This is a genomic window from Paenibacillus sp. MER 180, from assembly GCF_023713665.1.
Classification (GTDB): Bacteria; Bacillota; Bacilli; order Paenibacillales; family Paenibacillaceae; genus Paenibacillus_B; species Paenibacillus_B suaedae.
Map to the genome: position 1 here is coordinate 274,632 of NZ_JAMAVT010000005.1, position 24,189 is coordinate 298,820.

Annotated in this window: 19 protein-coding genes, 1 pseudogene and 1 other annotated feature; of the genes and pseudogenes, 3 read left to right on the plus strand and 17 right to left on the minus strand. The window is 45.3% G+C overall.

The features are described 5' to 3' along the window. Window positions 1-5 precede the first annotated feature (5 nt). The 7 genes and pseudogenes from M3661_RS10540 to M3661_RS10565 form a co-directional block, all read right to left on the minus strand. Entirely contained in the window at window positions 6-482 is a 477-nt protein-coding gene (locus M3661_RS10540) for a DUF6790 family protein (RefSeq protein ID WP_065291214.1), read from the minus strand. 409 nt (window positions 483-891) lie between these two features. Continuing rightward, on the minus strand, window positions 892-2,217 hold the full coding sequence (locus tag M3661_RS10545; protein WP_251484497.1) for an MFS transporter: 1,326 nt from the start codon (window positions 2,215-2,217) through the stop codon (window positions 892-894). 350 nt (window positions 2,218-2,567) lie between these two features. Further along, window positions 2,568-3,182 carry a class I SAM-dependent methyltransferase gene (locus M3661_RS10550; RefSeq protein WP_251484500.1) on the minus strand — a complete coding sequence of 205 codons (615 nt, stop codon included), beginning with the start codon at window positions 3,180-3,182 and terminating at the stop codon, window positions 2,568-2,570. A 439-nt stretch (window positions 3,183-3,621) separates the two neighbouring features. After that, window positions 3,622-3,720, minus strand: a pseudogene (locus M3661_RS30730) (DUF7002 family protein); the annotation flags it as partial. A gap of 20 nt (window positions 3,721-3,740) precedes the next feature. Beyond that, on the minus strand, window positions 3,741-4,352 hold the full coding sequence (locus M3661_RS10555; RefSeq protein ID WP_065293722.1) for a TetR/AcrR family transcriptional regulator: 612 nt from the start codon (window positions 4,350-4,352) through the stop codon (window positions 3,741-3,743). Window positions 4,353-4,366: 14 nt separating this feature from the next. Then, on the minus strand, window positions 4,367-5,701 hold the full coding sequence (locus tag M3661_RS10560) for a protoporphyrinogen/coproporphyrinogen oxidase (protein ID WP_251484502.1): 1,335 nt from the start codon (window positions 5,699-5,701) through the stop codon (window positions 4,367-4,369). A gap of 181 nt (window positions 5,702-5,882) precedes the next feature. After that, window positions 5,883-7,100: a metal-dependent hydrolase family protein gene (locus M3661_RS10565; protein WP_251484506.1), complete on the minus strand. Its 1,218-nt coding sequence runs from the start codon at window positions 7,098-7,100 to the stop codon at window positions 5,883-5,885. A gap of 181 nt (window positions 7,101-7,281) precedes the next feature. On the opposite strand from M3661_RS10565, the gene M3661_RS10570 reads away from it, so the two are divergent. Then, on the plus strand, window positions 7,282-7,902 hold the full coding sequence (locus M3661_RS10570) for a TetR/AcrR family transcriptional regulator (RefSeq protein ID WP_065293719.1): 621 nt from the start codon (window positions 7,282-7,284) through the stop codon (window positions 7,900-7,902). A 48-nt stretch (window positions 7,903-7,950) separates the two neighbouring features. Here M3661_RS10570 and M3661_RS10575 read toward each other — a convergent pair whose 3' ends face one another. Next, on the minus strand, window positions 7,951-8,421 hold the full coding sequence (locus M3661_RS10575; RefSeq protein WP_251484509.1) for an SRPBCC family protein: 471 nt from the start codon (window positions 8,419-8,421) through the stop codon (window positions 7,951-7,953). A gap of 388 nt (window positions 8,422-8,809) precedes the next feature. Between M3661_RS10575 and M3661_RS10580 the strand changes: the two genes are divergently transcribed. After that, window positions 8,810-9,238: a VOC family protein gene (locus tag M3661_RS10580; RefSeq protein ID WP_065293717.1), complete on the plus strand. Its 429-nt coding sequence runs from the start codon at window positions 8,810-8,812 to the stop codon at window positions 9,236-9,238. 535 nt (window positions 9,239-9,773) lie between these two features. Further along, the gene (locus M3661_RS10585; protein WP_251484510.1) at window positions 9,774-11,123 is read left to right on the plus strand and encodes a lytic polysaccharide monooxygenase; all 1,350 of its coding nucleotides are present in this window, start codon (window positions 9,774-9,776) and stop codon (window positions 11,121-11,123) included. 113 nt (window positions 11,124-11,236) lie between these two features. On the opposite strand, the gene M3661_RS10590 is transcribed toward M3661_RS10585, so the two are convergent. The 9 genes from M3661_RS10590 to M3661_RS10630 form a co-directional block, all read right to left on the minus strand. After that, complete coding sequence (locus tag M3661_RS10590; RefSeq protein ID WP_251484511.1) at window positions 11,237-11,644, minus strand: 3-hydroxyacyl-ACP dehydratase FabZ family protein; 408 nt, start codon at window positions 11,642-11,644, stop codon at window positions 11,237-11,239. A 114-nt stretch (window positions 11,645-11,758) separates the two neighbouring features. Next, a complete protein-coding gene (gene brnQ, locus M3661_RS10595) occupies window positions 11,759-13,129 on the minus strand; it encodes a branched-chain amino acid transport system II carrier protein (protein ID WP_065293714.1) in 1,371 nt (456 codons plus the stop codon). Window positions 13,130-13,200: 71 nt separating this feature from the next. Then, window positions 13,201-13,489, minus strand: a binding site (T-box leader). Between the two features lie 207 nt (window positions 13,490-13,696). Next, window positions 13,697-20,083: a S8 family serine peptidase gene (locus tag M3661_RS10600; RefSeq protein ID WP_251484924.1), complete on the minus strand. Its 6,387-nt coding sequence runs from the start codon at window positions 20,081-20,083 to the stop codon at window positions 13,697-13,699. Window positions 20,084-20,342: 259 nt separating this feature from the next. After that, window positions 20,343-21,161 carry a class I SAM-dependent methyltransferase gene (locus M3661_RS10605; RefSeq protein WP_251484512.1) on the minus strand — a complete coding sequence of 273 codons (819 nt, stop codon included), beginning with the start codon at window positions 21,159-21,161 and terminating at the stop codon, window positions 20,343-20,345. 36 nt (window positions 21,162-21,197) lie between these two features. Continuing rightward, window positions 21,198-21,695, minus strand: coding sequence for a DinB family protein (locus M3661_RS10610; RefSeq protein ID WP_251484513.1), 498 nt, complete (start codon window positions 21,693-21,695; stop codon window positions 21,198-21,200). 25 nt (window positions 21,696-21,720) lie between these two features. Then, a complete protein-coding gene (locus M3661_RS10615; protein ID WP_251484515.1) occupies window positions 21,721-22,422 on the minus strand; it encodes a hypothetical protein in 702 nt (233 codons plus the stop codon). A gap of 275 nt (window positions 22,423-22,697) precedes the next feature. Continuing rightward, the gene (locus M3661_RS10620; RefSeq protein ID WP_065293709.1) at window positions 22,698-23,183 is read right to left on the minus strand and encodes an 8-oxo-dGTP diphosphatase; all 486 of its coding nucleotides are present in this window, start codon (window positions 23,181-23,183) and stop codon (window positions 22,698-22,700) included. A gap of 47 nt (window positions 23,184-23,230) precedes the next feature. Then, window positions 23,231-23,422 carry a hypothetical protein gene (locus M3661_RS10625; protein WP_021260417.1) on the minus strand — a complete coding sequence of 64 codons (192 nt, stop codon included), beginning with the start codon at window positions 23,420-23,422 and terminating at the stop codon, window positions 23,231-23,233. A 28-nt stretch (window positions 23,423-23,450) separates the two neighbouring features. Next, on the minus strand, window positions 23,451-24,131 hold the full coding sequence (locus tag M3661_RS10630; protein ID WP_065293708.1) for an HAD family hydrolase: 681 nt from the start codon (window positions 24,129-24,131) through the stop codon (window positions 23,451-23,453). Window positions 24,132-24,189: the final 58 nt, after the last annotated feature.

Sequence of the window (24,189 nt, forward strand, 5' to 3'; positions counted from 1 at the left end):
CCTCCTTAGTTGAAGACCCAGATTCCGCCGGCCATGATCGACAGAACCGTAATGAACGTTTGGTACACGACATCCATGATCAGATTTCCAATACTGTCTGCATCTGCTTTCTTGTTCTTAATCATGACATATGTATGAGACCACAAACCGCTTAACCCGTATATATACATTGTGACAAGTACGCCTACCCAGAAGTTTCCATGAAACCAAATTGCCATAATTCCCATCACCCCAAGACCAACTTGGGAAAACCCGTACTTGACTTGAAACGGCCCGCCTGGCCAGCCCAATTGAGATGCGGTTCTGTCAGCAATCGCAATGTTGTAAATAAATCCAATGACGCCCACTAAGCCAAATGTCACAACAAACTGATGCAGCAACAGCACATTCGCAATTTCGCTCGTATCAGCTGAAAAACCGTTGATCCAAAGCTGTACTACCGCTGAGACAATTCCCAATCCCCATAACAATAGAAACCACATCGTTACAAGCTCCTCTCAATTAATAGATTTGTTACCAAAGATAATAAAGTTGAAAGGTTAATTCTGTCAATAATATTATTTTTATACTAAACAAAATCTGTAATCTATTGACCCAAATGGTTTTAATCCAATATTCCTGAAATTTTGTTTCTTTTCTGTCTATTGACTTCTTTCCAATTCTGATCATTTTGACGAACCAGATTTGTTTCACTATTCAGTCTATTTATGCTGACCACCTCTCCCAAAACCTTGATATATTGCGATTTTTCCGTGTATTTTCCTGCTAAGAATAATAAAAAGCACTCCTTCTTGCCTATCGAAGCACGATAAATCACAGCCGTGTTTGGATAAAGAAAGAGCGCTTATATTTGGTTGTCATTATATTGTATTAATGTTATTCATCTCTTTTTTATTTCTCGTCCACTGCATTGCTTTCCAATTCTTTAATCACTTTGGTTCGACCTGTAACAAACGATAAGAATGCGATGAGAATTCCAAACACAATAAACATAAAGCCAATGCCACGACCCGGCCCAATGCCAATAATGCTGCCAACTGATGTAGCGAGCAAACCGCCCTCCACCAATAGCGGATTGAATACATGCTCGGCCAATACACCAGAAAGAACATAGGCAATCGGATATCCGAGCTGCGTAGCCACCGATATGAGGGACCATACCCGCCCTTGCACGGTATTGTCAATATTTTGCCGAATCAATACTTCCAAGCTCGTCTGCACAAATGCTAGAGCAAAGAAAAAGAGAAATCCTGATACGACAATCACATATACATTCGTCGAAACGCCGATAAGCGAATAGAAGAGCCCAACAAAGACAAGACATACCGTCATTGTAGCGACATGCTTCTTAATTCCTCCAAAAATACTAATCAGTAAACTGCTGACTAACAAGCCCGACGCACACACGGATAGAGAGATTCCGTACGTCTTCGGATCTGTAAAGTTCAACATCATAGGGGCAAGCAATGTCTGCAAAAATCCAATATAGAAGCACAATACAGAAGTAAGTGTAATGAGTACGACAATCCCTTTATTGGCGTTGATTGTCCGCATTCCTTCTTTCAACTCATGCCAAAAACTTAGCTTGACCTGCTCTTCAACATGATGATTCTGGAGCTTAGCTTGCTCAGCAACTACCCGATTGCTTCTAACCCATACAACCAATAGCGCCGCGATGATAAATGACAAAATATCAATGACTAATATGTATTTGATGTCCATAATCGTAATCAAGATACCAGCTAGAACTGGGGAGACTAGAAACTGAGAAGTGGAGGCAAGCTGCATCAAGCCGCTTGCTTGGGTGTATTTTTCTTCACTGACGAAGTCGGTAACAGAAGCTTTGTAGGCGGGATTATGCAAGGCACCGAATATCGAACTAATGGATGCCCCTACGTATATGTGCCATACCTCCAAGCTGCCCATCAGAACGAAGGCCAATATGAATATGAGACCAAAGGCAGAGCCTGCATCACCCAAGATCATCATCAATCTGCGATCGAAGCGATCGGCGAGGACACCCCCGACCGGCTTAAGCAACAGAGATGGCATAAACGAGCAAAATATGACCATGGCATAGCTGGTCGGGCTTTGTGTTTGCTGCAATACTAGGATACCGAGCGTAAAGGCAGTCAGACCGCTGCCAATATTCGATATGAGCTGGCCGAACCAGACTAGAAGGAACTTGGAAAATAGTTTCTGTTGAAGCGTATCCATGTTCTACCCCTTTTCCTTAAATGGTTGCTATGAAATTGTACAAGCAATATAAAATTACGAACCAAAACCCCCTCCTTCTATTGTCTACTTCCGATCGAGTAACAGCATTAACTAATACTAACATTTTTATCCTTATACAAGCCTGTTGTCAAGACGTAAATTGCTGTGCTATGTAAAGGTGATCCACAGTTCCCTCATCGACAAATGGTGCCGACAAATAAGGTGAAATAACGACAAAATCACTCTTTCATCACCCAATAAAAAAGAACCGTTTGCGGCAGCCCAGATTATGGACGCAAAACGGTTCCTTCATTATTTATATCTGTATACGATTTTCCTTAGTTCCTTGTTTATAAATCTGTATGTTTCCGCTTTAACAGATGGACATACCATTTCAACTCTGCATGATGATTGAACACACTGACCTTGTCCATCACCTCAAAATCCTTGCATTGCTCCATTTCCACTATTTTATTCTCGATCATCGTATAGGCGAGATCTTCTTTGTTTTTATGTGAATACAGAGATGAGACAATGACACCATGTGGGGTTAGATAATTCGAGTAGTCTAGCAGCTTTTGTGGCGTATTGGGCACATAATGCAGCGATTCATTAAATACGATCACATCATATTTCTTTGCAGGCACATAATGATTAATGTCACCACAGTGGAACTGATTCAATGAGGATTTGGCCGATGCGACTTTAATGGCTTCTTGTGACAGATCAATCCCTGTATACCCTTGTTTCTCGCTGTCGAGAAGCATATCGAATAAGATGCCTGTCCCGCAGCCCATATCCAGAATCCCTTCTGTTCCAATAAATTTCCGAATGTACCCATACACCACCGAATATCGAGCATATTCCGTAATATCCGACAAATAATCCCATGCGTTCGACTTGTATTCCTCGTCCCATTGCTGCTGATTGCTTTCTAAGAAATCCGGAATTGTTACTTTTTCCATGTTGTTTCCTCCCACGCGTCAGATAGTTGATAGTTAACTTTTGCTTCGCATCATAAGTGTTGTTCGATAAGAAAAGCAAACAAATGGAGAGTATGTCTTGTTGAGTTTGATAGTCGTAGATATGCAGGGAAGTATTAATGAAGTTAAACAAATATAGTAGTCTTTCTTCATACTAGTATGCAATCCAGATCATGTCAATCTTATAGCGCTTTTACATTCATAAGAAAGCGGCCTGGAGATGCAAATACAGCTCCGAGTCACCACTAGATGTAAAAAACTCCTTACATGTTTACGTTTAACATATACACTATCGATGTAAAATACTTTTGACATGAGGAGGTTTACAAGGATGAAGAACTTTTTTCGTCCGATGGATGAAATGGAATTCAGCATCAGTTTGCGGGCAATCAAGATTGCCTGGATCTATTCCGTATTGGTTTTATTTATTCGTAGATGGCTCACGGCTTGTGTATATATCCAGCATCTTGAAGCAATCTCTCGCCGTGGGCCAAAAGAATACATGCCGATCCAAACATGCTCTGAATTGCTGTCTTCAAATTATGGGCTGCTCGGCGGAACAATCCCTTCCAAGCCTTTCAGGAAAATATCCACGTACAACTCAATCATTTGGCTGTCTTCCACTTGTTCCTGCTGTCTTCCTCCGAATAGATCCAGCGCCATCTCTGCCCATCCCACCGCACCTAGAAAAAAACGGGAGGCATAGTGTAGAATAGCGGATCCATCATTTTCGGCAATGCGGAAGTGTCTCCTTAGTTCCGCTTCCAATATACCAGTCTGACGCAGCAATTGACGATAGAATGGAGCAGCAATCTGCGGGTTTTTGATCCCTTCAATGAAAATGATTTTTGTAAAAGGAGGATTGCTCCTAAACATGTCAACGAGCTGCCTTCCGGCGTAAACTAACATTTCTCTAAGCGACAGGTTAGCTGCAGGAGGACTTATGACTGTTTTGGCAAATTCTCGTTCAACTAATGAAAGAAATAAATCCTCCTTGCTTTTAAAATGAAAGTATAAAGCTCCCGGCGTAATTCCTGCTTGTTCCGCAATGCCGCCTACCTTCGTTCCTTCAAATCCCAATTGCGCAAACTTCAATAAAGCAGCATCTAATAGATCATCTCTTGATATCGTAATTCCGGCTCTACGCGCCATCTGCTTGCTCCTTTCTAAAAGCTGTCCAATACTCCCTCTGCTGCCTGGTATCCAGAATACAAAGCATGTTCTGTCGTCGGGCCCGCCCAATAATCGCCGCAGACAAACAACTTTGGATTCTCTGGCCGCATGGCCTTCAGCGCTTTGTCACGTGATCGAGCCCAACCTGGATATTGAATCGGCATCGCATGCCTCCATCGATGGAGATGCGTGAACATAAGACGAATATCCTGTATCGGATAAAATTGTCCTACCATTCTCTTCACCTCATTTTCGATTTCTTGATCCGCCTTCGACCAATTCGCTTGACTATAGGAATGAGTCGGCATCGCAACCGCAATACCTTGACCAGATGGAGCCCTGTCTGGCCCCTTCAAGTGATCCCACCCGATCGCAGCTAGATCCGAGTTCAGCACAGACGGCACAGCAAATCCATAAGCTTGCTGTTCTGGCGCTTTCTCGTATCCGATAATCGTCGTTACATTTGTCGTATACCGCGTATTTACTAGAAAATCCGTGCGTTCCTTTCCCAGTTCCAGCTCTGGATTCGCGATCATTCGCAATGCAGCAGGTGCAGGGACGGAGATGATGGCTCTATCGAAATATTCGCAAGTGTGAGCCTCTTTCCCTTCTATTGAAACTCGGATGCTTGAAATATCGGTAGATTCAACTGCGGTGACTGACGCACCAAGTTGAACCGAAATAAGCCGGCTCAACGCTTCGGGAACTCTCCCCATTCCCCCATTTGGCGTATATATCGACCAAGTGCTGCGCGCATCGCGCAAGGATAATAGGGGGGCATGCCAAGATGTGTCTTGTTCGTTCCAGAAAAACAAAGTGGAAGTTGGGACACTAAGCACCCAGTCGACAAGAGCATCCGTTGCCTCGCTTCTCCACCACGACAGATCACGGCCATCATCCAGCAAGCATAGGCGAGATGAATCGTGAAAGTCTATTTCATTCCGATATTTATATGCGTTGTACAACACCTTCACGGCAGCTATCTTCGCACGGGCATTCAACTTCGGATGACGAAAAAAACTAAAGGGATTCGCCGATTGAAATCGATAAATCTGCTGATTGCCAATCGCCATCGCTTGAATCGGATTGACATAAGTCACATCTTCACTCATACCAAGCTCTTTCATCAATTCCTTCATATACCGGTAAGAGTCAACCATAAATTGAGCACCGTTATCCCAAACATATCCGCCCTTGCGACTTGTGTGCATTCTTCCGCCAACTGAGTTGGATTGTTCGAATACCGTTACACAGTGCCCTTTTTTTTGCAAATGATATGCTGCACCTAATCCGCTGATCCCTGCACCGATAACTGCGATTTTGCCCATTCATATCCCTCGCTTCAATTAATTAAATGTTCATTTAATTAATTGAAGTATAACAATAAATTCCATAGAAGTTCAATTCATTTTTTTCTTTTTCATGCCCAAATGCAATAAAAACTCGCCCCGAATTGTCAGCCTCAACAATAAAGGACGAGAAATTATGATTGCTTATTTCCGTTGTTCCTTACTTTAATCGCTTGCCCCCCACATAAACTTGCTCAATATTCACGCAATCCTCAAGCACCTTAATATTGTGAAGTGGATTATGGGAGACAATCAACAGATCCGCCTGCTTGCCTGCCTCAATCGTACCAATGGAATCCTGCATCGCGCATGCCTCCGCGGCCGTTCTGGTCGCGGCGATGATGGCTTCCATTGGGCTCAGTCCAATCTCACTCACAAGCAGGCTCAATTCCATAGCATGCTGTCCATGTTCAATCGGAGTTACGCCCATCAGATCTGTGCCCATTGCAATCTTGACCCCGGCCCGATATGCCTTTTGCATATTTTGATTATGCGCATTATTCAACAATATGGCCTTTTGCAGCGTTGCTTCAGACAAGCCCATGCGCGATCCGTGAGTAACGATTAAATGCGTAATCGTCATCGTTGGAACCAATATGGCGTTCGCTTTCAACATGAGCTCGATTCCTTCGTCATCAATAAGCACCCCATGCTCAATTGTTTTGACACCTGCTATGAGGGCATTCTTAATACCTACCGTGCTCTGGGCATGTGCTGCGACGTATGAACCTGCCGCTTCTGCCTCATACACGATCGCTTTCAGCTCGTCAATCGTAAATTGCGGCGAACGGGGGTCATCCTTTTCAGACAATACCCCTCCTGATGCACAAACCTTGATAAAGTCCGCCCCCTGGCGGAACATCGTCCGCGCTGCCTTGCTGCATTCTGCTATGCCGTCACATATATGTCCATATTTGTTAAATTGGGCAGGCAGCATATGCAAATCGCCATGCCCTCCGGTTTGGCTCAGCATTTGATAGGAGGTCTTAATTCGCGGCCCGTTGAATTCACCCTCTTTGATAAGGTTGCGCACATGCACCGCAATATGGCTTCCGACATCCCTAACACTCGTAACGCCAGCGTTGATCATTTTCTTCGTATCATTCAGCGCCCGCCCCATCAGGATTTCTGATGGGATAATCGAGGCCGCAACCATATTAGGTGTTCTTGCACCAACTAAATGCAGATGAGCATCAATCAGCCCCGGCATAATAATCTTACCGTCAAGCTCCTCCACACGTGCCTCGGCTGCTACCGTAATTTCTGAGGCTTTTCCTGCTTGAACGATAACATCCTGTTGAATCAATACGCCTGCGTCCTCTATATATCCGCCTTTTCCATCAATCAAGGTTCCGCCTTTGAAGAAAATCGTTGACATCTGTACATCTCCTCCCTACGAAAAATTTTCCGACATAGTGTTGGATAAAATGAATCTTAAGGATTATTATAAGAATGAAACGATAATCTACCACCATCAATATGATAGATTTTGTCGGAAAACGTACGGATTCAGATTACTTGTCTGATACATTTCAATATTTTCTACAGAGGAGACGAATATGTCCAATTCACAGAAAACAGAAGATCGAAGAATAAAACGAACACGACGCATCATAAAGGAAGCATTCATCACACTAATCGCCGAGAAGGGCTTGGAAGCTTTAACCATACAGGACATTATTGCGAGGGCCGACATGAATCGCTCTACTTTTTATTATCATTTCCAGGATAAGCAAGACCTTCTGCAGCAAAGCATTCAAGAAATGATGAAGCAAGCGATGGAGGATGTCGAATTGCATGCAGCAACCGCAGACCAGTTCAAAGGTAAACAGGAACATTCCACTTATGATCCAACGCCAAAGTTCATTAGGTTGTTCCAGCATATTGATCGAAACCGCGATTTTTATAAAGTCATGCTAGAGCACGTTCCGGGGTTTATGTGGACTACGATCGAGATGATTAAGGAGAATATGAGTAAAGATCTTACCCTGCTCCAATCTGATCCCTCTAAATTGAAGGTTCATGACGCATTTCTCATCAATTACTCTGCAGGGGCTTATATGATGGTCATCAAAGCATGGCTGGATCAGGAGTTGCCGTTCTCCGTAGATTATATGGCCAAGCAGCTCACGCAAATTATGCGTAACGGAATGTATGCCGTTGCAGGCATACAAGTATGACACGAAAAAAACGTGTCATACTTCCTTTACAATTGATACAGCAAATGCTCATTCAGCAATCTTCATACGGTTATCAAGCTGTTCCAGCACCATTGGCCATGCTTGCTCATGCTGATTCTTGGATGCCTCATCTGGAAATCCAGCATGCGTTAGGCGGAGCTTCGTTCCGACAGCAGAGGGAAGCAGTGTTACGGTAACGACAGTCTCAGCTCCCTTTGTCCCCCCACTCCCCGTCACCCATGTCAATTCAACTAACCGATCATGTTCGAGACGGAGAAATCTCCCGTAATGCGGATACCGCTGCGCCTCGTACTTCGTGTCAGGGCGGTATACCGTTTCAAAATAAAAAACCGTATTCACCTCACCCATCATCATTACGGTTCCCGGTTCCGCGAACCAGCGATCGAACCATCGTGTCCATGCTTTGTATAGAACGGCTGGAGGAGTCTCCATCTCTCGTTCCACTGTGAGCTGATAAGGTCTTAATGAAAGATCAGGGATTGCAATCGGTTCTGTCATTGTGGAATCCATCCTTTATTATTCCCGTGTTAGATACCCGCTTCATATATCTTTCCCATTCCATCCCTCGGAGAACCCTTCCAGTACTTCATCTTAGCGCGATCCGATCCAACCCTATACTAGTCAACATTCGATTGTTCGCACTCAGCCGCGACTCAAATCCTCCGGGATCATCCACATTCTTTCTCTTTCTCTTTCTCTCTTGCAAACAATCTCCTGCATTACCATGCCTGCTCTATAACTCTATGGACAGTAAAAAATATAGATAAAATTTAATATTATTGAATTTCACTTCCATGTATAATGAATCGTGAAACGACAATAATGCTAGTATGCAAAAAAACCGTTAGACTTCAGAACCAACAACTGCTAAGGAGTGAAGCCAACCATGTCCATCCATCCATATCTCAACTTCAACGGCAACTGCCGTGAGGTAGTCGAGTACTACGCCGAAGTGTTCGGGCTAGACAAGCCTCATATTATGACATTTGGGGACACACCGCCAGATCCATCCCATCCTCTTCCCGAGGAGGCCAAACATTTGGTCATGCACGCAAGACTGAACATTCAAGGAACGATCGTGATGTTTTCTGATGTATTTCCGGGCATGCCATACCAAGCAGGCACTAATATCACTCTTTCTATTGTTGACACAGATGTCGATAAATTGACATCCATCTTCAACAAGCTCAAGGAAGGTGGACAAGTTGGCATGGAGCTCCAAGAAACGTTTTGGAGCAAAGCCTACGGTAACTTGACGGATAAATTCGGTATTCAATGGCAAATCAATCACGATAATGGCGACTTTTCAAGCTAAATACAACCAACAAACACTACATGATAAAAGGATGTACGCCACTTCGATTACGAAGGATAGCTGCATCCTTCTTCCTTGTTTATGAACCATAATGACCTTATCCCGTTCCAAAGTACAACCTGAAAGTTAATGCGGTTTAATTAATTTTTATAATGGCATGCGCAATCTAATTAAAATATTTCGTTCACACATTGGTCACACTTTCAAGTATGATAGAAACAAACAACAACAATAACATTTCAACAGCATTTTCTTCTATATTTCGACCACGAATACCTGTTCATGAAATCCACCCGTTTGCTGGACAATATCCACGATTCCTTCATTTTGTGACTAAGTATGTTGCTTTGTATATGAACTCTTCCGAGTTTATATAATAGAGTTGCTAGAAGCTGTATCCATAGCGTCATCTAGGAGCTCCACTCTTTTATTTTGACAACTTCATATGGAAAGGAGGCCGACTTTAAGTTTAAAGGGTTTAACATTTCATTTGAATTGTTTCATGACATCCCATTATTCTTAGGAGGTTGATAGTGTGAATCAACTGCGTCTTTCCAACCCAATAACAACGAAGTTGCTTGTCGGTTTTGGTGCAATGCTCGTAACGGTTATCTGTATGGTGCTCTTTGCTGATAAAGCGTTTGGACATGGTTATATCGAAGGCCCTGCCAGCAGAGCTGCATTGTGTAAATCCGGTCAGAATACAAACTGCGGAGCGATTCAGTACGAACCACAAAGCTTGGAAGCACCGAAGGGGTTTCCTAATGCTGGACCTGCTGACGGCAAAATTGCAAGCGCTAACGGAGCCTTCCCTGAACTGGATGAGCAATCCGCAACTCGCTGGACTAAAGTCAACATCAATGCTGGACAAAACACGTTCAATTGGAAACTAACTGCAGCTCATGCAACATCAAGCTGGAAATACTATATTACAAAAGAAAATTGGAATCCTAATGCAAAGCTGACACGCGACTCCTTCGATCTAACACCATTCTGCTCCGTTAATTATGGTGGCGTACGTCCTCCATCGACGTATTCGGATACTTGTAATGTACCAGCTCGCACTGGCTATCATGTTATCCTTGCAGTGTGGGAAATTGCAGATACTCCAAACGCATTCTACAATGTACTCGACGTGAACTTTAGCGGAACGAACCCTGGCGACAACCAAGCTCCTACTGCACCTGCTAACCTGGCAGTGACTGCAACAACAGCAACAAGCGTGTCCTTGAAATGGGATGCTTCTAGTGATAACGTTGGTGTAACCGGTTACAACGTGTACAATGGCAACTCCCTTGTTGGCAACGTATCGGGATCCACACTTACGTATACTGTAAGCGGTCTCACATCCAATACTGCATATACATTTAGTGTGAAAGCGGTAGATGCTGCTGGCAATCAATCAGCTGCTAGCAATGTAGTAAGCGTTACCACACCTACAGTACCTGTTGATAATGACGCTCCAACTGCACCAACTGGCTTGCATGTAATGGGTACACCGACGTCTACTTCGGTATCCCTGATGTGGAGCCCTTCCACTGATAATGTTGGCGTTGCTGGCTACCGCGTTTATCGTGGAACGACATTAGTTGCAACTGTATCCGGCACAACAACAGACTATGTGGTTACTGGCCTCAGCCCGAAGACAGCGTACACATTCACTGTCCGTGCATTTGACGCTGCTGGGAATGTCTCTGCAGACAGCAATGCAGTATCCGCTACAACTGCTGATGCACCTGCAGTAGCTGCTTGGGTAGCAAATAAATCCTATGCAGTGGGCGACAAAGTTACTTACAATGGCACGGTATACGAGTGCCTCCAGCCGCACACGTCATTAGCTGGCTGGGAGCCTACTAACGTTCCAGCATTATGGGCTGTTAAATAAGTTACAAGATATAAGATATTCCCCCCCTTCCAAATAACAAGAAGAGTCGTCCATGTAATTCCCCGGACGACTCTTCTTTATTGATTGCGATTTAGATAATATCCTTCATCTCATCAAGCGGTATAAATCATGATCTCATCTGCTCTTAGAATGACACGTCCGTCCACTGAAGCCTCGCCTTTGCCAATTGTGAATCCCTTTTTGCTCCGCAGTACTTCATAGCTGAGCTCTAGCTTGTCCCCTGCATATGCTCTCCCCATTGATTCCACACCTTTCAATGAAGATAAGAAGCCAAGACCACCCTGCTGACTCTGGACAGCTGTAAAAGCTCCCAGCTGGGCAAGTGCTTCAATAATAAGCGAATCCGGCATGAAAGTTGACGCACCCGACATAAACCATTCATTGTGAGAAATGAGTTTATATCCAATCGCGGACGTACCCGGTTCAATCTGAGTGACGCGATCAATCATGAGAAACGGGTAACGATGCGGCAATATATCCATCACTTCTTGAATGTTCAACGTATCAGCTCCTAGATATCATTCATCTATGTTTTCACCAATTATTTCATATGAGGATGTTGCTGTAAAGAAGCTACTCCCACGTAATGCCAGCCGCTTAGCTTCTCATTCATTTTACTTCTTTTTGAAATAGGTCTTGAATCTTCTTGTTACATTGTAAAACATCCGTTTGCTTTCCGGCCATATAAGACCAAGCAAATAACCGATAATCCCTCCGACAATGGCCGGAACCAACCAGCCAATTCCCTGATTGTACAGCGGGAGCATCTTCAACCACGACAGAATCGTGTCGAACTGAATTTCAGCTTGCTTCAATCCGTCGAATATACTGATGATGAACGTACCGACCAGTGCACCGACATATACCGATTGACGACCGCCGAACAAGCGATGTGACAGTGATAAAATGATCAATACAATGGATACGGGATAAATGATAAGCAAAATTGGGATTGAAATCGAAATGATCTTATTCAAGCCTAGATTCGCCACCAATAACCCCAGCACGCAAATGATAAATGCAATTTGGTTGTAAGTAAATCGGCCAAGTAGTGTTGAGAAATACTGACTGCATGCGGACACCAATCCGATGCAGGTCGTAAGACAAGCAAGCGTGACAATGGCAGCCAGCAATATTAATCCAGCTTCCCCGAACAACTGCTGTACGATTTGCGTTAGCAGCTGTCCTCCATTTGCCGCATAACCGAGTCCAGTCACACTTGTAACTCCCAAAAACCCGAGTGCTGCATAAACCAAGGACAGTCCGACACCTGCGATGATTGCTGCTTGTATAGCCGCTCTTGTAATCATTCTCTTGTCTTGGACTCCTTGATCACGAATGGCATTAATAACAATAATGCCGAAGGCCAATGCTGCTATCGTATCCATTGTTAGGTAGCCTTCCATAAACCCTTTGAATCCTGGTGAAACCGCATATTCCTTGATAGCAGGCTGTGCTTCGCCGAGCGGTCCCATCATGGCAGCAATGAATAATATCGTAATCGAAATCAGCAGCAATGGTGTTAGGATATTGCCAACCCGCACTACGAGCTTGGACGGATTTAGACATAACCAATAAACAACACAGAAAAAGACGAGTGTGTACACGAACAGAACCCAACTGCTTGATTGCAGTGATTCAGGTACAAAAGAGCGTACCCCCATTTCAAATGCAACGTTAGCAACCCGCGGTATTCCCATGGATGGCCCAATGGACAAGTAGACAATAACCGCAAACAAGATCCCAAACTTAGGATGTACTCTACTTGCTAAGTGCTGCATATCTCGTCCGGATATTGCAATCGCAATTACCGTTAACAATGGCAGCCCAACACCAGTCAGGATAAACCCTGATATGGCATATATGAAGCTGTCTCCCGCCTGTTGTCCTAAGATTGGCGGGAATATTAGATTCCCCGCTCCGAAAAATAGCGAAAATAGCATAAGTCCCACGAAAAACACGTGGCTTCTCGGCAATGACTTCATCATTCTGTTCCCCCTAGACATCTAATACATTTCTACAGCAGCATCCCCATACAACAAAAAAACCGTCCCTCGAAAGGGACGGATTCTATCCGCGTTACCACCCATATTCATGCAGCATGATGATAGACATTCGCAATTGCCAATGCATCTATCTCTCCTGCTCCATGCAGCTCTCTTCGCAGCCACACTCGCTGCGATATCCGAATAACGGTGGATATTCCGGCGCAGCTTACTTACTCTCGTTCGGCCACGCTTCTCAGAGATGATGTTCAGTTATGCGCCGAACGTTGGCTTGCAGCACTTCACCAACTCTCTGTAGATCGGCATTCATAGCTTACTCGTTCTCTTCGTTGAAGTTTTCATTCTTCAAGTTGTTTTCTATTGTCACATGAGCCTGATCTCGATGTCAATGTACAATATATCACAGTAACGAATGATCATGTACACATTTACAATTAATTCTAACTCTTTTTATTCGATAAACAGAGCAAAATCCGCCCAATTGTTGCGGACGGATTTGCTCGAATTCTTACTTGTAATTAGACATCACTTCGTATTGCCGTGCACCTATAATTGGTTCATAGACTTCAAATATCGATAGATGAGCATTGCTGCTTGCGCACGAGTCGGAGTCTGATCGCTTCCAAAGCGTCCGTTTCCGATCCCTTGAATCCAGCCCTGCTCTACTGTAAAAGCAATAGCAGCTTGATTCGCCTGATCTAGATGATCCGTATCTGTAAAATGGGACTTCGCGATGGTTGGCATTACTTTCGCAGTCTTCTGAGCAAGCAAAGCTACCATTTCAGCACGTGTAAACGGCTCTTTATCTGCCTTAGCTGCCGACTTACCAGCACCGTCCATAACCTCATTCACGAATCTTTCATTCTTCTTCATGGAAGCTTCTGTGCCTGCATGATGTGGCAACCGATCGAGCATCATGAGGAAATGTGACCGAGAGATAATTGCATTCGGCGTGTAGAGTCCCTTACCCGTTCCATTTACAATTTGCTGTGCTGCCAGTACTTCAATTGCATCTTTGCCCCAGTGATTTGCCAAATCCGCAAAGCTTGGAGCGTTCTCATACAACGCATACGTTCCCGTCTGTTCAACAGTCAAAGCAAGTCCTTCCGCATTATGAGTTGCCATTCCTGCAACACTCCATGTCCCCTGTGCGTTTATCCGATACATAGCTGTCTTGCGCAAATCCCTCACTTTCGAAACGTCCCCTCGAAGCAAGAGGATAACTGGGTGAGTCAATTTGTCGCTCTCGTTATAAATGGCAACAAGGCTGGATACGAGATTTCCCTGGTCGCCACTAGCACCTTCCCCAGTTCCTTCCTGACGCTCCGAACCCTTCTTGACGGATACAAGCAGCTTAAACTGATCTTCCGCAGCATAATCCGCCAAGGAGGCCGTTGGTATCTTCAATTCATATGCTGCTGAACGAATATGCAGTTCCTTCCCAGAAGCCAGAAGCTGCTTCATCATCGCTGCATGGAAAGTGATCGATACTTGAGTATAATCCTCGAAACGTACATTAGTAAGATCCATCTCAACTGCTGTACTAGCTTTACGCGTAAGCTGCTCTCTCAGCCATTGTTCCAAGAGGGATACCTTAGCAGATTTAGAACCTGTCGCAGAAGCTGGCTGCTCTACCAGATACCCAATCGTTCGGTTATTAGCAATAACCGGTATCCGCTTATCCTTCTCAGGAATTGTTACGGGCGAACTGGATGATCCCCCGCCTGAAGAAATAGGAGGCTCATATGGATTAACATTTTTCTTACGCACCGTAACGGTTGCTTCTGCTTGTTTATCTTTATATCCAACTGTAATTGTTGCCGTGCCTTCGTTCCAACCCGTTACCCGTCCCTTATCATCTACCTTAGCAACTTGCTCATCTGAGGAATGGAACTGCAACGGCTCTGTAATTGGCGATAATTTAACTTCTCCATCTTCATATACGATCGCTGCAACAGACAGTGGTGCTGAATCTCCCACATGTATTGCAAGCTTATCAGGGTACACTGTAATGCCTTGGAGTTCAGGCTCCCTTCCATCGTCCCCGCGATGCACGGTTATCGTTGCTTGATCACTCCACTGTTGGTAGGTCACCTGAACGACCGACACCCCTTCACTCACGCCTGTAACACGACCAGCTTGATCTACCTCTGCAATTCGACTGTCTGACGAAGTAAATATCAATCCTTCTGTTATTGGCATCGGTAGGAGGTTGCCATTCTCGTATACGGCCGCTGTTACAGTCAGCGTCGACTGTTCCCCCGCCTTCAGGGACACATCTCGCGGATGTACAGCGATCGATGTAATATCCCCATTTTGTGCAGGTACCTGATAGTTGATCGTAATCGTGGCCGATTTGCTTGTCGCTTGTCCATTCGTTTCTGCGACTGCATAAAATTTATTCGCTCCACGCTCCAATTCAGCTGATATCGCAAATTGTCCTTGCTGCACCGTTCCAGTTCCGACACGAACGTCTTGACGATATAAGTGAATCGTCGTTCCATCGGTTGGATATATTCCTTTCACAACAATATGAGCATCTGTAACTGTACTGCCTGACACTGGTTCTGTAATTACCGGTTCTTCCATAATCTTTGTAACCTTGGCTCGAATCATGTAATTGCCATCGCTGTTCCCTATCTTCTTCCACGAACCGCGATCCAGCTTCCATGAACGCCCTGAAAAATTGCCAAGCTTCGTCATCGACAATCCTGGTACATTCGGCATGACACCATCCTGAATGTAGGCTACATAGAAATCACCGTTGACAATAATCGGATTCGGTATCGTTACATCTGTCCACGAACCATCCAGCACTGCCTTGCCTTCATACGGACCGGCCACCATCTTACCTGGAAGGCCATCAGGGCCGCTGGCATCATAGATGGCATACTTGAATTTCTCCCCGCCAGGATTCGGCCAGCCTTGATCCCAGAAGAAGAATCTTGCACCTGTTACTTGTGCGGGGCCGTCCGTTGTCATACGAACTGCAAACCCATTTCCAGATACAAAGAATGCCTTGGCATTATCAGCAACGCCATCATCGTAATAGATTTCATCAGTTGATCCTTGGAAGCTATGAAGCGTATATGAAACGTGAGTTGTATCGTTACCTGTGATCTTAATGTTGTCTTGAACCGATAAGTAATTCAATGCGGATACCGATAGTTGATAGTCGCCTTCGTAGGCTTCGAGTTCAAATTGTCCCTCTTCATTTGTTTCAACTGGTTCAACACGAACATCATTTAATAATCTGATTGTCGCATGCTTCACCGGCAACCCTGTTGCACGATCCGTGATCTTACCGGTAACCTTGCCTTTCGCCAATGGCTGTAAATGAACATTCATCACCGTATCTTTATTTTGCTCGATGACAATCGGTCGCTGCTCCGTCTTATAACCATAAGCCTCCACTTGCAGTGTATATGCACCAGGCGGATGCTTCAGTGTATAGCCTCCGGTTCCTGCATCAGAGCGTGTTGCCCGCTGCGATTGCACGACGCTGATGTCCGCCATTATCGGCATCCGGCCCGTATTTGACTGCTGCATCACGGTCTGCATTTGCTCATCCAGCTTCGCGGCATGATCACGCTTCGCTGATTTCAACATTTCTAAGGTAAAGAGTGCATTCCTTGCTCCCTGCGTATCATCATTTGCTTTCCCTGCTTGTCCGGCAGCCGTATGAGTGGAAGATGTCTTCGGTCTTGTCATCACCGGAGGAGTTTCCCGAACTTCCACATCATCAATGTACCAGCCGAGTTGGAACGACGGCCGCTTGCTCTCGAATCGGAAGCGCAATTTGATCTTCTCTCCCATGTATGTATCAAGTCCAAGCTCTTCCAAATACCAGAACCTGCGTGGATGATTCGTATCATAACCCTGCTTCGGATACTCAGCGAGCGGCTTCCATGTAGCTCCCTGATCCTTGCTTATCTCGACTGTTGCCTTATCTCCATCATCAATATCGTACCATTGTTGGAAATACAACGTCGCATGCTTCACCTGAGTCAAATCGATTTCAGGCGATACAAGGCTCTCATTCACATCGCCGCCATAAGGGCCATTCAAGTTCGTTCCCCATACCTTCTGGCCAGAGACTGCTTTCTGCGGCCCACGAGTCGGATGCGGAACCCCATGCTCCCATTCGTTTCCTTTCCCCTCAACAGTCCAGCCTTTATTAACGCCTTCGAAATCATCACTGAAGATTTCACTGCCACCCGTAAATGTCCAAGATACAATATCCGAGTCTGAACTCATCGTATGACTAACGGTTCGCGCCTTTACCTTGTAATAATACGTCCCCTTCTGAGGGGTAGGCAGATCGGCAAAGTTATAGCCAGTGCTTGTGCCAATCTCATCCCAAGTCCCACTAAGATCCTTCGTACGATAAATGACATATTCCTTCAATGTCCCCGAAGGCGCCTTGTCAAAATCAAGAATGACTTTGCCTGGTGCGTTGCTCCTAGTCTTTATTTTAGGAGGAAGCGGAATTGTCGAATCAGGGGCTTGGATTTTAATATCATCGATGTACCAGCCCTCGTCACTGCCAAAGTCTCCTCGTAAATTGAATACTACGTAGATTTGATCGCCTGCATAGGGAGACAAGTCAATATATTCGGTTGTCCACGTGGTGTTGCGCATCGTAAAAGTTTTTACCCGTTCGAACGTGAAGTTTGATTTCTTACTGCCGATAAACACTTCTGCCCGATCGAAGGAAGCACTCCACCAATCGCCGAGCTTATACCAATGAGCAAAGGATAAAACAGCGTGTTTCGTATCCGTCAAGTCAATCACTGGCATTTCAACATAACTGTTTGTTCCATTCGGATAATTGCCATCCAGAACGGTTGCCATTACTTTAGTGCCGGAGAATGCTTTTTTCGGGCCGCTTGTTGGAACGCCCCATTGCCATACTCCTGAGGCATCTCCAAATCCAAATCCTTCAATCGAGGTTTCGAAATCTTGCGTATAGCCAACCTTGACGCCCTTCGATACCGTTATGGGATAGATGTCTGTCTTGGACGAGCTGCCTGCGAAATTTACTGCTTCTATATAATATTCAATACCATTCAACGACAGCTCTTGAACAGGGATAGCTCCCTCATATAAACCATTCATATGACTTCCGGAAGTTCGAAGCAGCGCGTGCTTACTCCAGCCGGTAGTGCCCTTCTCACGGACATATAGGTTCACATCCGTCACACTGACATCGTCCTTCACACGTGCAAATATGTCCTTGTCCAATATATTGAACGTCAATGCAATAGGCTCATGTTCAATCGTCGGAGTTCCCACATTCAACCCATCGATCGTCACCTGACCAACAGCCTTGCCCAGCCCTTTGTTCTGGGTTGACACGGCATTGAGGGCATTAATAAGGCCTGAACCATAGCCATTATTCGGCGATTGCGGGAATTCATCGTCGGTTAATGCGTCCGTAGTGGTCGTTACTATTTCCGCTATATCCTTTACCTTTAAGCTGCGATTTGCCTGCTTAATCAGTGCAGCCACGCCTGCTGTATGCGGACTTGCCATCGAGGTTCCGTTCATGAGCGCATATTGTCCGCCTGGTACTGCTGAACGAATATGTACACCTGGAGCAGATACTTCCGGCTTCATTTGTCCATATGGCGTCGGCCCTTGCAGCGAGAAATCTGCCAGCTTGTTGTTCATGTCAACCGCACCTGTGGCGAATGATTCAGGGTAATTGCCCGGTGCTGCAATAGAGCCTGGTCCACCATTGTTCTCCGGAGGCTGCGTATTCCCTGCTGAGAATGCCGGGAAGATATCGGCTGCGATCCATGCCTTCACGATAGCTTGGAAGAACTCATTCTTGCCAGCAGGTACGTTCCCCCATGAATTATTCACGACATCGGGCGCAAGTTCGGGATGCTTCACTCCGTGCTTGTCCGTAGGTGCAAGAATCCACTCCCCCGCCTTAATGAGATCCGCATCTGTCGTTTGTCCATTCGAATCGAACACACGAGCCGCTATCCACTTCGCATTGGGGGCTACCCCAATCTTGTTGCTGCCATCCTTCTCAGAGCCTACCATTGTGCCCATAACGTGCGTACCATGACCGCTTCCATCCGTAGGCAGCTTCTTCCTCTCGATTGTAGCGTCGAACCAGCTTAGCTCTGGGTTCACAATGTCACCATTTTGATTCAGACCTCTCCATTTATGCTGCAGTGCCGGATGGGTTCCATCTACACCGGAGTCCATGTTGGCAACCACAACGCCTGTTCCATCGAAGCCAAGCTCCCACGCCTGAGCTGCGTTAATATTGCGCAAGTTCCACGGAACTTCTTGATTGCCAGCAGCAGATTGTGCTCCCGTTAGCTTCGACTTCGACACGATTTCAGATTGAAGCGTATATGTATGGTTAGGCAGAATCTTCTCGATTTCATCACGGGCTGCGAGCTTCTCCATGGCCGCCTTCGTACTGGTTACCGCAATCGCATTCACAATGTAATACGGATGGAATTCACGCACATCCCCAGCGGACTCCATTTGACGGAGCTGCTGAATAATGCCTGATTGCGACTGGTCTGCTGTGCTCATTAGCGAGTTCACAATGAAGTTGCGCACCGTGCGTGTCTGCTTCGCTGATGATTCTCCCTTCTGCTGAGACCATTGCAGCGCATGCTGTGAGATGGCTTTCATATCCGGCTGTTCCTTTAACTTGATGATGTACGTCTCAACCCCGTCAGACTGAAAAGCTTGCAACAGCTTGGGATCGATAACTTGGTGACCACCGTCCGATGGCTTCGAATCCATAACTTTCTCATCGTACGCCATCGCTGCATTAGACAGTACAGTAGACGCGGATGAATCAACTGATGTACCAACTGCGGCATACGTAAACGCCGGCGATGTAAGGACTAGAATACATACGAGTAATGATGCAATCCAACTTTTCAACCATGATTTCACCTGCAAAATCAGTTCCTCCTCGTTATCTCTCAATCTAGCATGTCGGTTCAACTTCCTCTTTTTTGGGACATCTTGTAATCTATCATATTTGTTTCCCTCTTACAATAGTTTTGTATTAATGCAAAATTTGTTGCAAATTGTTGCATCTCCAGAAAAATGTGGTCATTTCGTCATGTCTATATACCAAAAAAGACCCAGCATCGCGGCGTTCGCCTCGATACTGAGTCATCGAATTGTCGAGCAAATTGTAGAATGTTCGTTATCGGACTTTTTTGCCGATGTATAACAAATGGGTTCCTGTTCCTAGCAGCGAAGGATCGGCAGCAGTATCATATAGCAACTGATAGAGTCCCTCGAGCTCTTGTTCGCCACGGCTCGACCAATATTGCCACTGCTCCGGTGTCAAATTTCCTCCTAGCCCAGAGGAGCTGATCAACTGGATTCCTTCAAATCCATGTTCACGCATGAATGGCATAATCTCTTCCACCTTGTAAAAATATGCGCCCGTAAATCTGCCTTTATCTGCATGATTGAATATTCCGGTATGTAAAAAATCTTGTAAAGCCTCTACATTGTCGAGCGGCTTCCAATTCTGTGGAAATTTAAGAGAGAGAAGGGTGTGTACAAGGCGTGGTCTGAATGCAACAAAGACGATACCACCCGGTTTCGTTACACGGTATAATTCTTCTGCGGCGGCTGCCCGCTCCTCTTCCTCCTGCAAATGATACAATGGACCTAACATGAGAGCTGCATCATACTGTTCATTCGGTAGCATATGTAAATTCCTAGCGTCTGCGGCATAGAATCCGCGAAATTGTGCAGTAAGATTAAGCTCAGCAGCCTTATTCTCTGCAAAATCAACAGAGGCAGGTGTTAGATCAGTTAAGGTGACCTGATAACCAGAGCGAGCCAATTCCATCGCGTACCGCCCAGGTCCGGCACCATTATCCAGAACCTCCCCTTTTGATGGAAGATACCGTTTCATGTAATGCCAATTGATGCGAAATTCTAAGCTCTCCCGCTCTAATCTTCCCCACTCATCAAATCTTGTGTAATAATCAACGATTTCTTGCTGCATCTTAAGCCTCCTTTTATCTCAAACCATGATGTATGATTAAGCCCCTAATTGGGAGTCCCATACTCCTTGCAGCTTGCGCAAATAAACAATCTGTCCGGCGTGATAGGCAATATGAGCATTCATATTGATGAGCGTCGATTCCCAAGGTTCATCGGAACCAGGACGTACAGGCTCTTCCATCTTGCTCTCGCTGGACGAAGTCAATTCCTGCTTCCACTGATCAAGAACAGAAGCGATACGTTGCAGCAGCTCTGACCAATCCTCCTCGGTTCTATCAGACTTACCCAATCTAAAGGTTTCTTCATTTTCCATTGTCAGATCAGGGACTAGTTTTTGCTGAAAGCGAAGCAAGTAGCGTTCTTGCCAAAAGAGCAAATGTTCGGCAATCTCCCATATTGAGTGAACCTGATCATTCGGCTTCCATAGCGCCTGTGTTGCGGACAAGCCTTCCAACGATGTGAATAACGGAGCGAACCAGCCTTTTTCTAAGGTGCAGACGAGAAATTGATCGAGCAATATTTCTTTCTTGTTCATTTTCTTTCTCCTCCAAACACTATATTTATACTTGGGGCGTCGATTGCATTCGCTTACGAGCGCGCGATCTCCATTTGTATAACAACCAGGTCCATGCGGCAGATTCTGTGCTCTTATGCGCGGCTACATGATCTAAGAATATAAAGTCTGACGGCTCGACATGAATGCGAGCGAGCGGCTTTACTGAAGTGCAACTGGTCCATTCATCGAACGCGGCAGCTTTCTGTTCGGGGCCGTTGAACGTATCCTTGGACAGCAAATAAATCGTCCCACTCCTCCAAGGGTGGTTGGTGTCTTCAAACGTTTCTCTAGTTAAAGAGAAAAAATAAAATCTCTTATTCCGTAAGCTAATTACACATCCATTGCGAAAATTGATCTTCAGCTTCGCTCGGTCGAGCACGGCATAGAACGTGGCCCAAATTCCATCACTAGTTGCAAAAACCGCCTCGGTCATGATCCCGTTGTACAACGTTTGCTGCTTCGTAAGCAGCTCATCGATTTCTGGATGATTCGACCCGTGTAGCAGCACGTTCTCCGCAGCAGCGATGTAACGTACAAACCGTTCTTTTGAATAAGAAGGAGCAATCCGTATGATGCCATCCCCATCAAGCGCTTCTTGATATGCCCGCTTGTATTCCCTCATTTCTTCTTCTGAACAGCTTAGAGGCGCTGTTGTTCTAAGAAGTATGCGCAGCCCCAGTTCCGCAAGAATTGTAAGCAAGGACACGATATCGATCCTCCTAAAAATCGCGATAATAACCTGCAACTCCATCTTTAATACCATATTTAACCACACCAATTACTAATGTGCAATCTTTATAATTCTCATTAAGATACAATGAGTGCTGCGTTCCCTCTTCAACAAGAATGTCGGATCATGCAGAGGGCATGCATGACATGATTTCGATACAAATACACAAAAAACGCCAGGCATTCCCGGCGTTTTCTGCGAAGGCTACATAATACGGGTTCACATTCCTACTCGATCGGTTGTCCTCTTCCTCATACAAGCAAGACAATCTTCTCTTCTATCGCTTGCTTCTCCTCTTCATTCCATACTACGGATATCTCAAATGTCCCTTCCTTGAAAAACAAAGAAAACTTACGTCTGAACCAGGACTGCATTGGCAATTCCAACGCTTCCTCAATTGGCACCCATTCCAGTTCCCCCTCAGGAGGATTCTTCAGCAATTCTCCCTCATAGGAGGTAGCCAAATAATTGAATACCATATACCGATAATTCGTAGAAGGAACGACATATTCGTCCAAGCCCTTATAGATCAGTTCACTCACTCGCAGACCTGTCTCCTCATAGACTTCTCGAATTGCGCCCTCTGTCAGACTTTCTGGGAATTCGACCTTGCCTCCCGGAGCCAAATACCCCGGAAAGCCCTTACTGTCAGGACGATTCATCAAGAGTACTTGATCTCCATCCTGTACCATACACATCGTATACATACCATATGTAATTTCATTCGATGCAGTCATTTCTATCCCCCAACTTTCATGTAGAACAGATTATAGAGTTCCGATTGTTAGTATCGTTGTTTATTGGCGGGATGACCTTGTAGTTCATTCACCTGACGTTCCAACTTCTCGATTCTGACATGCAATTGAGAGGTGCGCTGCTTTGAGCGAACAATTAGAAGCACCACTCCGATCATCACTGCGACTAGAACAAGCAGGAACAGAATTCCTCCAACTATGTTCTCCCATACAAATGACAAATCTATATCCTCCAATTCACCATTTTTATTACACAGATTCAGCTTGAGAGCTCACTGCGACGCTTGCGAGTACTGCATTCAATTCCTTCTCCGCCATCGAGCTTAATCGTCCATCACTGCCTGTGAATTCCATATGCGAGGTAACATTGTTCGGTACGACCACACAGTAAGCTCCCGCTGCTTTGGCTGCGATCATGCCGTGCATCGAATCTTCGAACGCAACCGCTTCCGTGCCGCTAACTTCAAGTTCACGCAGCGTCTTCTCATATAAATCCGGAGCAGGCTTGATGCGTTCCACATCATCCGACGTGTTCACAACTTCAAAGTAGGAGCGAATATTGAACTTATTCAAATAGGATTCAACCCACACACGGTTCGAGCTAGATGCAAGTCCGATACGTAATCCAGTACGCTTCGCTTCGGTTAGATACATCTCAACTCCAGGTCTCAAGCCCTTCCCTTCCATGATAATCGCGAACTGCGCATCCGCATCCCGCTTGAATTCGTCTCGATCTATTGGACGATTAGCATGTTCTACTATATAATCCAAAGGATCAAAATGCTCGAAGGAAGCACCGACACACTGTCCCCATACTTCTATTTTCAAGTCTACTCCGTACGCAGCACTTACTTGTTTATACGACTCATACCATGCTGTTTCTGTATCGACAATCAAGCCATCAAAATCAAAAATAACTGCTTTAATCATTCGTTTCCGCTCCTTCTACCATGCAGATGCCACAGCAACATGCACAGAATTGTTGTCG

Excerpts from the sequence above, each read along its gene's own strand:
- M3661_RS10540 (WP_065291214.1), bottom strand. The coding sequence starts at position 482 with ATGTGGTTTCTATTGTTATGGGGATTGGGAATTGTCTCAGCGGTAGTA.
- M3661_RS10545 (WP_251484497.1), bottom strand. The coding sequence starts at position 2,217 with ATGGATACGCTTCAACAGAAACTATTTTCCAAGTTCCTTCTAGTCTGG.
- M3661_RS10550 (WP_251484500.1), bottom strand. The coding sequence starts at position 3,182 with ATGGAAAAAGTAACAATTCCGGATTTCTTAGAAAGCAATCAGCAGCAA.
- M3661_RS10555 (WP_065293722.1), bottom strand. The coding sequence starts at position 4,352 with ATGGCGCGTAGAGCCGGAATTACGATATCAAGAGATGATCTATTAGAT.
- M3661_RS10560 (WP_251484502.1), bottom strand. The coding sequence starts at position 5,701 with ATGGGCAAAATCGCAGTTATCGGTGCAGGGATCAGCGGATTAGGTGCA.
- M3661_RS10565 (WP_251484506.1), bottom strand. The coding sequence starts at position 7,100 with ATGTCAACGATTTTCTTCAAAGGCGGAACCTTGATTGATGGAAAAGGC.
- M3661_RS10570 (WP_065293719.1), top strand. The coding sequence starts at position 7,282 with ATGTCCAATTCACAGAAAACAGAAGATCGAAGAATAAAACGAACACGA.
- M3661_RS10575 (WP_251484509.1), bottom strand. The coding sequence starts at position 8,421 with ATGACAGAACCGATTGCAATCCCTGATCTTTCATTAAGACCTTATCAG.
- M3661_RS10580 (WP_065293717.1), top strand. The coding sequence starts at position 8,810 with ATGTCCATCCATCCATATCTCAACTTCAACGGCAACTGCCGTGAGGTA.
- brnQ (WP_065293714.1), bottom strand. The coding sequence starts at position 13,129 with ATGAAGTCATTGCCGAGAAGCCACGTGTTTTTCGTGGGACTTATGCTA.
- M3661_RS10605 (WP_251484512.1), bottom strand. The coding sequence starts at position 21,161 with ATGCAGCAAGAAATCGTTGATTATTACACAAGATTTGATGAGTGGGGA.
- M3661_RS10610 (WP_251484513.1), bottom strand. The coding sequence starts at position 21,695 with ATGAACAAGAAAGAAATATTGCTCGATCAATTTCTCGTCTGCACCTTA.
- M3661_RS10620 (WP_065293709.1), bottom strand. The coding sequence starts at position 23,183 with ATGACTGCATCGAATGAAATTACATATGGTATGTATACGATGTGTATG.
- M3661_RS10630 (WP_065293708.1), bottom strand. The coding sequence starts at position 24,131 with ATGATTAAAGCAGTTATTTTTGATTTTGATGGCTTGATTGTCGATACA.